The sequence below is a fragment of the Cupriavidus cauae genome (assembly GCF_008632125.1).
Lineage (GTDB): Bacteria > Pseudomonadota > Gammaproteobacteria > Burkholderiales > Burkholderiaceae > Cupriavidus > Cupriavidus cauae.
In genome coordinates this window covers 178,924-186,789 of sequence record NZ_VWRN01000025.1, presented here as the reverse complement: position 1 = coordinate 186,789, position 7,866 = coordinate 178,924, and the positions used below count along the sequence as shown (strand labels likewise).

The window sequence follows — 7,866 nt, the reverse complement described above, 5'->3', positions numbered from 1 at the left end:
GGCGGCGCAGCGCGACCAGGCCCTGCGCGAACTGGACGCGGGCGCGCTGGAGCGCGCCGCGGGCCTCGACTGGCGCCGGCAGTGGCACGACGATCCGGCGGCATTCCGTGCGCGCTGCGAGGCTGACGCCGGCGCATGGACGCGGCACCGCGTCCAACGCGACGCGCAGCGCCAGCGCATCGTGCAGCTCGATGGCGCACTGGCCGCCGCCACGCAGGCGCACGAGCATGCCGTCGAAGCGCATCGCAAGGCCGCCGAGTCGCTGGCGTTCGCCGACGCGCGCCTGTCCGAGCAAAGCGCCCGCCGCGATGCGCTGTTTGCCGGCACGCCCGATGCGGGCCTGGCGGTCGAGGCCATCGCCGCCCGTCTGGCGCAAGCCGGGGCGGAGGCCACGGCGCGCGTCGACGCGGCGCAGCGGGCGAGCCAGGCTGCCAGCGAGCAGCTGGCGCGGCAGACCGCGCGCGCCGAACAGGCGCAGGCCCAAGCCCAGGCGCTGGAGCAGCAGGCGCGCGACGCCGCGACGCGGCTCGATGCGTGGTTGCAGGCCTGGGGCGACGGGCACGTCGGACACGATGGGCACGACGGGCACGACAGCCGCGACAGGCGCGATGGACGCGACGGACACGACGGGCATGACGGCCTCGACGCAGACGTCCGACACATCGGCCCCGCCGCGACCGCGCCGTTCGACGAAGCCGCCCTGCGCGCGCTGCTGGCGCTCGATGCCGACTGGCTGGCGCGCGAGGAAGAGGCGCTGCACGCGCTGCAACGCGAGGTCGATGAAGCCCGCGCCGTGGTGCAGACGCGCCGCGCCGAACGCGAACGCCATCTGGCACGCCGGCTGGGCGAAGGCGACGCGGCCACCGTCCAGGCCGCGCTGACGGCGGCCCGCGCCGAACTCGAACGCGCCAAGCAGGCGCTGGCCGAGGCCGATTTCACGCTGCGCCGCGACGACGAGCGGCGCGCGCAGGCCAGCGACCTGATCGCGCGCATCGACCGGCAGCAGGCCGCCGCGCACACCTGGCAGGTGCTCAACGAACTGATCGGCTCGGCCGACGGCAAGAAATTCCGCAACCATGCCCAGCAGATGACGCTGGACATCCTGCTCGGCTACGCCAACCGGCACCTGGCCACGCTGTCGCGCCGCTACCGGCTCGAACGCGTGCGCCAGAGCCTGGCGCTGCTGGTGATCGACCAGGACATGGCCGACGAGGCCCGCTCGGTGCATTCGCTGTCCGGCGGCGAGTCGTTCCTGGTGTCGCTCGCGCTCGCGCTGGGGCTGGCATCGCTGTCCTCGCATCGCGTGCGGGTCGAATCGCTGTTCATCGACGAGGGCTTCGGCAGCCTCGACGCGGACACGCTGCGCGTCGCCATGGACGCGCTCGACAGCCTGCAGGCCCAGGGCCGCAAGGTCGGCGTGATCTCGCACGTGCACGAGATGACCGAGCGCATCGGCACGCGCATCGAGGTGCGCAGGCTCTCGGGCGGACAGAGCCGGGTCATGGTGGGCTCGTAGCGGTGTAGCGGGGCCCTGCCCTTTACCCTCTCCCCCGGCCCTCTCCCGCGCGCGGGAGAAGGCCGGGGGAGAGGGCCGGCGCCCGCCCTTGCGCAGACGCTCCACCAGACACTGTGTTCGCGATCCCGAACAATCGCGCGCCATCCCGCGCCATGCCTGGGCTCGCCATCGCCCCTTTCCGACGGCCGCACCGCCGTGCCGTGCAGGATCACGCCCTAGGGGTTACCCTTATACCGCCCTGCCGTCCGCCCGCCAGCTCCCTGGCCGCGGGCGGCCTCTGTTGCAGCGGCGGTGCCCCGCCGCACGCTTCGCCCGACGCCGGCGCACGCGTGTCCACGCCTGAGCGCCGGCGTCCTACTCAGCGATCTCCCATGACAGAACTGACCAGCACCACCATTCCGGCCGGCAAGACGGACCATGACCGGGAACATGACAGCCGCCGCCGCGTGTTCGCGATCGTCGCCGCGTCGTCCGGCAATCTCGTCGAATGGTTCGACTTCTATATCTACGCGTTCTGCGCGATCTATTTCGCGCACTCCTTCTTCCCGCAGTCCGATCCCACCGTGCAGCTGCTCAATACCGCAGGCGTATTCGCCGCGGGCTTTCTGATGCGGCCGATCGGCGGCTGGGTGTTCGGCCGCATCGCCGACCGCCACGGGCGCAAGAGTTCGCTGCTGATCTCGGTGGTGATGATGTGCACCGGCTCGCTGATGATCGCCTGCCTGCCGACCTACGACAGCATCGGCATGTGGGCGCCCGCCCTGCTGCTGCTGGCGCGCCTGCTGCAGGGCCTGTCGGTCGGCGGGGAATACGGCACCACCGCCACCTACATGAGCGAGGTCGCGCTCAAGGGCCGGCGCGGCTTCTTCTCGTCGTTCCAGTACGTGACGCTGATCGGCGGCCAGTTGCTGGCGGTGCTGGTGGTCGTCGTGCTGCAGCAGCTGTACACCGAGCAGGAGCTCAGGACCTGGGCCTGGCGCATTCCCTTCGTGATCGGCGCGATCACCGCGGTGGTGGCGCTGCTGCTGCGCCGTACGCTGCATGAAACGTCCAGCGCCGACACGCGCAACACCAAGGACGCCGGCAGCGTGGTCGCGCTGCTGCGCGACCACAAGGCGGCCTTCTTCACCGTGCTTGGCTACACCGCCGGCGGCTCGCTGATCTTCTATACGTTCACCACCTACATGCAGAAGTACCTGGTGAACACCGCCGGCATGCCGATCAAGACCGCCAGCTACGTGATGACGGGCGCGCTGTTCGTCTACATGTGCATGCAGCCCGTGTTCGGCGCGCTGTCGGACCGCATCGGCCGGCGTACCAACATGATGCTGTTCGGCGCGCTCGGCGCGCTGATCACGGTGCCGGTGCTGACCGCTCTGCATACCATCACCAATCCGGCGGTCGCCTTCGTGCTGATCACGCTGTCGATGGCGGTGGTCAGCCTCTATACGTCGATCAGCGGCATCGTCAAGGCCGAGATGTTCCCGCCCGAAGTGCGCGCGCTGGGCGTCGGCCTGGCCTATGCGATCGCCAACGCCATCTTCGGCGGCTCGGCGGAATACGTCGCGCTCGGCCTGAAGTCGGTCGGCCACGAGTCCGCCTTCTACTGGTACGTGACCGCGATGATGGTGGTGGCCTTCCTGGTCAGCCTGCGGCTGCCGCGCCAGGCCAAGTACCTGCATCACGAACACTGAGCAGGCCGTCGCCCCGGCGGCACGGCGGCGACCCCGCGGCCTGCCGGGCCGCTGGCGTGCCCCGCGGGAACGGCGTCGCGCTGGCTGCGCGCCGCCGCTTCAGAAGCGATATTGCAGCCCGGCGTAGATGGCCCGCCCGCTGCCCGGGTAGAACACCGCGGTGTTCGCGCTGCGCGCGTCGGCCACCGTGCCGAAGTCGCTGACATAGCGCTTGTCGCCCAGATTGCGGGCATCGACGAACAGCGTCACGCCGCCGCCGAAGCGGTAGGACGCGTGCAGGCCGAACAGCGCGTAGCCCGGCGCGCGCATCGTATTGGCATAGTCGACCCAGGCGCCGCTGGGCACCCAGTCGAGCGTGCCGGCAATGCGCCAGCGCTCGCCCACGCCGTAGGTCAGCGTGGTACGCAGGACATGCTCAGGCACGCCGGCGATGCGGTTGTTGCCGTAGCGCCGGTCGTTGTGGAAGCGGAAATCGCTGTAGTTCCATAGCTGCGCCACGTTGAGGCGATCGCCCGGGGTCAGCACGCCGCGCAGCAGATCGGCATCGACGCCCAGCTCCACGCCCTGCAGCGTGGTGCGGCCCGCGTTGAACGTCGAGGCCGGGATGTCGGGGCCGGTGGCGAACTGCAGCATCTGGTCGCGCACCAGCGAGCGGTAGGCGGCGACATCCCAGCCGAAGCGCTCGCGCCGCCCACGCGTGCCGATCTCCAGCGTCCAGCCGCGCTGCACCGCCAGCGGCACGAAGCGCTGGGCGCTGCCGATGGTCTGCAGCAGATCCGAAAAGTCCGGCACGTCGGCGCTGCGCGTGATATCGACGAAGGCCTGCACCTCGGGGGCCGGTTCCCACAGCACGCCGATCTTGGGGTTGATGCCGCTGAAGGTATCGCGGTCGGACTTGGCCACCGGATTGGCCGCCAGGCCACCGTGGTCGGTATAGCGCCGCTCGGCGCGATAAGCCTTGGCCCCGGCCATCAGCGCCACCGTGGGCAGCAGATAGAGCCGGTTTTCCAGATACGCCTCGTAGTTGGCCGCCTGCTGGCGTGCGTTCAGCGTCTGCGCGCCCCGGCTTCCGCCCTGGTTCAGGTAGTGGCGGGAATCGCCGGTGCCGCCGAAGAAACGGCCGCCGACGATCAGCTCGTTGCGCATGCCGCCGACGCTGCCGCGCCCGGTATAGCGCGGCGCGAAGCCATAGGTCCAGCTGTCCTGGTCGATCACCTGGAAGATCGGGTGATGCAGGTCCTTGTGGATCACCCAGCTGCGCAGGTCCAGCTGCTGCCCTTCCCCCAGCCGGATGGTCGTCACGTTGGCCAGGCGCTCCGTGCGCGTGTCGCGGGCCTGATCGAGCGCCAGCGCGCCGGCCGAGGCGCGGCGAGGCTGGTTCAGGGCGTCGGCCAGCGACAGCGTGCCCGGCAGGTCCTGGTCGACCACATAGACGCCGAGATAGAAGCGCGTCTCGACATCCGGGCTGAGGCGATAGCCGAAGTTGGCATTGAACTGCTGGTACTGGCCGCGCTGGTGCTCGCGATAGCCGTCGGCGCGATTGACGCTCAGGTTGGCGAGGAAATCGAAGGCGCCAAACTGGCGCGACACCTGCGCGCTGGCGCGGGCGGTGCCGAAGCTGCCGCCCTCGAGCCGCAGCTGGTTCGGCGCCGGCGCGGTCAGCGCGGTGGGCGTGGTGAAATTGATCGCGCCGCCCAGCGTGGTGCTGCCATAGGCCAGGCCGTTGCCGCCCTTGTACACCTCGGTGGCCTGCAGCGCGAGCGGATCGATCTGATAGAAGTCGCCGCTGCCGTCGGCGAAGTTGGTCGGCACGCCGTCCTGCAGCACGTCGATGCCGCGGACGTGATAGCCGCGCGCGATGCCGGAGCCGCGAATCGACAGCCGCAGCTCCTGGCCATAGCGCTCCTGCACGTAGACGCCCGGCGTGTCCTTCAGGACATCGCGCACATTGCTGGCATAGCTGTCCGCATGGGACTGCGCATCGACGAAGCCGACCGAGCCGACGGTGCCGAACAGCGTGGCGCGCTGCCGGACCACCGCCGGCACCGTCGGCGAGCCGGGAGCGGCCGCCGTGACGGTCGCGGTGGGCAGCGTGACGGTGCCGTCGGGCGCTCCGTCAGTGGCGCCGCCGGGGGCGCTGTCGGCGGGACCGTCAGTGGCCCGGTCGGCCGTCTGCGCCAGCAGCGGGAATGTCCACGCCAGCGACGCTGCCGTCAGCGCCGCGGAAACGGCATGGGATGCGCGGTAGCGCGAGGTCGGTCCAGGGCAAGGCGGAGCGGCGCGGGGCATGAGGTTCTGACGGAATGGCGAGTCGCGGACGCGAAACCGGTGCGCGACGATATACCGCCACGCGCCGGTGCACTATGTGACACAGTGCCGCATCATGGGTGACATCGGCCATCGCTCCACTCCCTGGCGGCAGGTTCCGCCGGCCCTGCAAGGTCCCGCAGCCCCGCAAACCGCAAACGGCAAGCCGCCGTCACGCCGCCATCTGCCGGCACGCCTGCGCGCAATCGCGGCAGGCCTGTGCGCATTGCTGGCAATGCTGGGCCTGATGGCGCGCGCACTCCTCGGCGCAGCCCTCGCAGATCTGCGCGCACAGCGTACATAGCTGGCGCGAATGCTCGCTGCCGCGCGACATATAGGCCACCGAAAGTTCGCAAATGCCGGCACAGTCCAGGTCCAGCCGGATGCAGTCGGTCATCTTCTGCACATCGTGTTCCTGCAGGCAGGACGCCGCACAGTGACGGCAGGCCTGCGCGCAGCGCGTGCAGGCATCGATACAGGCTTGATATTGCTCGTGAGGCATGACATCCCTCCTCGGTCGGTCGACGCCGGATCGGCGCCAGCCGACATGCAGCAAGGCGCGGACCACGGCGGCGGGGCGTTGTCGACCCCGCCGGTCGCGATCCGTGCCTTGTCCCGGCCCGGAACGGTCTTACATGCCTTGCAACTTCTGCCTCCCTTCCAGCGGACGCTGCCCGCTAGCGGCACGTGAAATTGGCCGCATCGTCGGTGCTGCCGCTGCCCTGATAGACCGCCTTGCGCGGATACGGGCACAGGGGCCGGGTGCGCGTCACCGCGCCGCCGCTGACCGCGGAAGCGACGATGCGCTCCGGCGCCGTCCCGCGCGTGACCCAGGCATCGAGCGCCTCCAGGATGTCATGCTGCGCATCGACCACCGGCGCCGGCGTATCGCCGTTGCCGAACTGCGTGGTACCCGGCCCGCCCGAGCAGTGCCCCATGCCGGGCACCATGAAGAGCCGGAAGAACGCGTCGGTGGCGGCTTGCGAGCCTTGCGCCGCCTTGACGCGATCGTAGTAGGCGATGGTATCGACCGCGTTGACCACCGGGTCCTGCCAGCCGTTGTAGACCAGCAGCTTGCCGCCGCCGGCCTTGAAGGCCGACAGATCGGCGTTGGTCTGATCGACCATCGTGCCGACCTTGGCGTCGGCATAGGCCAGGTCGCGATCGAAATCGAAGGTCCACCAGTTCCATTGCGGATTGTCGAAGACCCAGTAGCGCCAGAAATCGGCGCGCGTGGGCTCGGTCGTGCCCCAGTAGGTGTTCCAGCCTACCGGTGCGCCGGCCACCGTGAACAGCGCCTCGCTGGTCTTTGGCCAGCCGGGATAGACCTGCTCCCCGGTGCGCGGATTGCGCGGCCCTGCGTACATGGCCTTCAGCGCCGACACCTGTTCGGCGGTCAGGCAATTGTCCGCGTCGGCGCCGCTGCATTGCAGCGTTGCCGGATCGAAGCCGCATTGGCGCGGATCGTCGACCACGCCGTCGGTGACGCCATCGTCGGCATCGCAGGCCGCCACCGCGGCGCGCGTCACCATCGTCAGCTTGGCCGCCGGGATGATTGGCGACAGATTGTCGTTGGGACGGTGGTTGGCGAGGAATTGCCACAGGAAGCCGGCATTGAGCCGCACCCGGTTGTTGCCCGGCGCGCCGGCGATGATGCCGTCGAAATCGTCCGGATAGCGCTGCGCCTGGGCATAGCCCTGGTGGCCGCCGGTCGAGCAGCCGTAGAAGTACGCGCGCTCGATGTCGCGCGCGTGCATGTCGGCGACCAGCCGTTTGCTCGGCACCGTGATGGCATGGATCGAGCGCGTGCCCCAGTCGACGATCTTCTCCGGATGGTTGACGCCGAACAGCATGTCGTTCGGATTGGCCGACTGATGGCCGGTATCGCCGCCGACGGTGGCGTAGCCGCGCGCGAGCCCCATCGCCATCGCGCGGTAGCCCAGCGCCGGGCTGTAGCCGCCATTGCCGGTCACCAGCAGCTTGCCGTTCCATTGCGCGGCGGCCGGAATCCACACTTCGAAGCGGATCTCGGAATCGCTGCTGGGCCGCGCCACCGCCTGCACGCGGCAGAAGGCGGGCACGGTCAGCGTGGTGCCGGCATTGGGCGAGAAGCTGCCGGCGGCGATCTCGGTGGCCGACTGCACGGCGGCGCCGTCGAGCACCGCTGCCGCCATCTGCGCGCACGATCTGGGCTGCGGATTGCCGGCCTGCGGCGGCTCAGGCGGCTCAGGCGGCGGATCGTCGCCCCCGCCGCAGGCGACCAGCGTCACGGCCGCCGCGGCTGCCGCGGCCAGCGCGGCCGCATGGACACGCCAGGGTCCTGGCTTGGTCATGATGTCTCTCCTTCCG

At 70.0% G+C, this 7,866-nt stretch carries 5 protein-coding genes; 2 read left to right on the top strand and 3 right to left on the bottom strand.

The genetic code is table 11. The annotated features are described in order from the left end of the window. Nucleotides 1-1,516, top strand: a 1,516-nt coding sequence (locus F1599_RS25800) for an SbcC/MukB-like Walker B domain-containing protein (protein ID WP_317845736.1), incomplete at its 5' end; no start/stop codon positions are given. 371 nt (nt 1,517-1,887) lie between these two features. Further along, complete coding sequence (locus F1599_RS08890) at nt 1,888-3,210, top strand: MFS family transporter (RefSeq protein WP_149317186.1); 1,323 nt, start codon at nt 1,888-1,890, stop codon at nt 3,208-3,210. 99 nt (nt 3,211-3,309) lie between these two features. On the opposite strand, the gene F1599_RS08885 is transcribed toward F1599_RS08890, so the two are convergent. The 3 genes from F1599_RS08885 to F1599_RS08875 all read right to left on the bottom strand — a co-directional run bounded on the left by F1599_RS08885 (nt 3,310) and on the right by F1599_RS08875 (nt 7,850). Beyond that, the gene (locus F1599_RS08885; protein WP_150082794.1) at nt 3,310-5,499 is read right to left on the bottom strand and encodes a TonB-dependent receptor family protein; all 2,190 of its coding nucleotides are present in this window, start codon (nt 5,497-5,499) and stop codon (nt 3,310-3,312) included. A 190-nt stretch (nt 5,500-5,689) separates the two neighbouring features. Next, the gene (locus F1599_RS08880; RefSeq protein ID WP_150082793.1) at nt 5,690-6,019 is read right to left on the bottom strand and encodes a four-helix bundle copper-binding protein; all 330 of its coding nucleotides are present in this window, start codon (nt 6,017-6,019) and stop codon (nt 5,690-5,692) included. Between the two features lie 175 nt (nt 6,020-6,194). Further along, nucleotides 6,195-7,850, bottom strand: coding sequence for a tannase/feruloyl esterase family alpha/beta hydrolase (locus F1599_RS08875; protein WP_150082792.1), 1,656 nt, complete (start codon nt 7,848-7,850; stop codon nt 6,195-6,197). Nucleotides 7,851-7,866 lie beyond the last annotated feature (16 nt).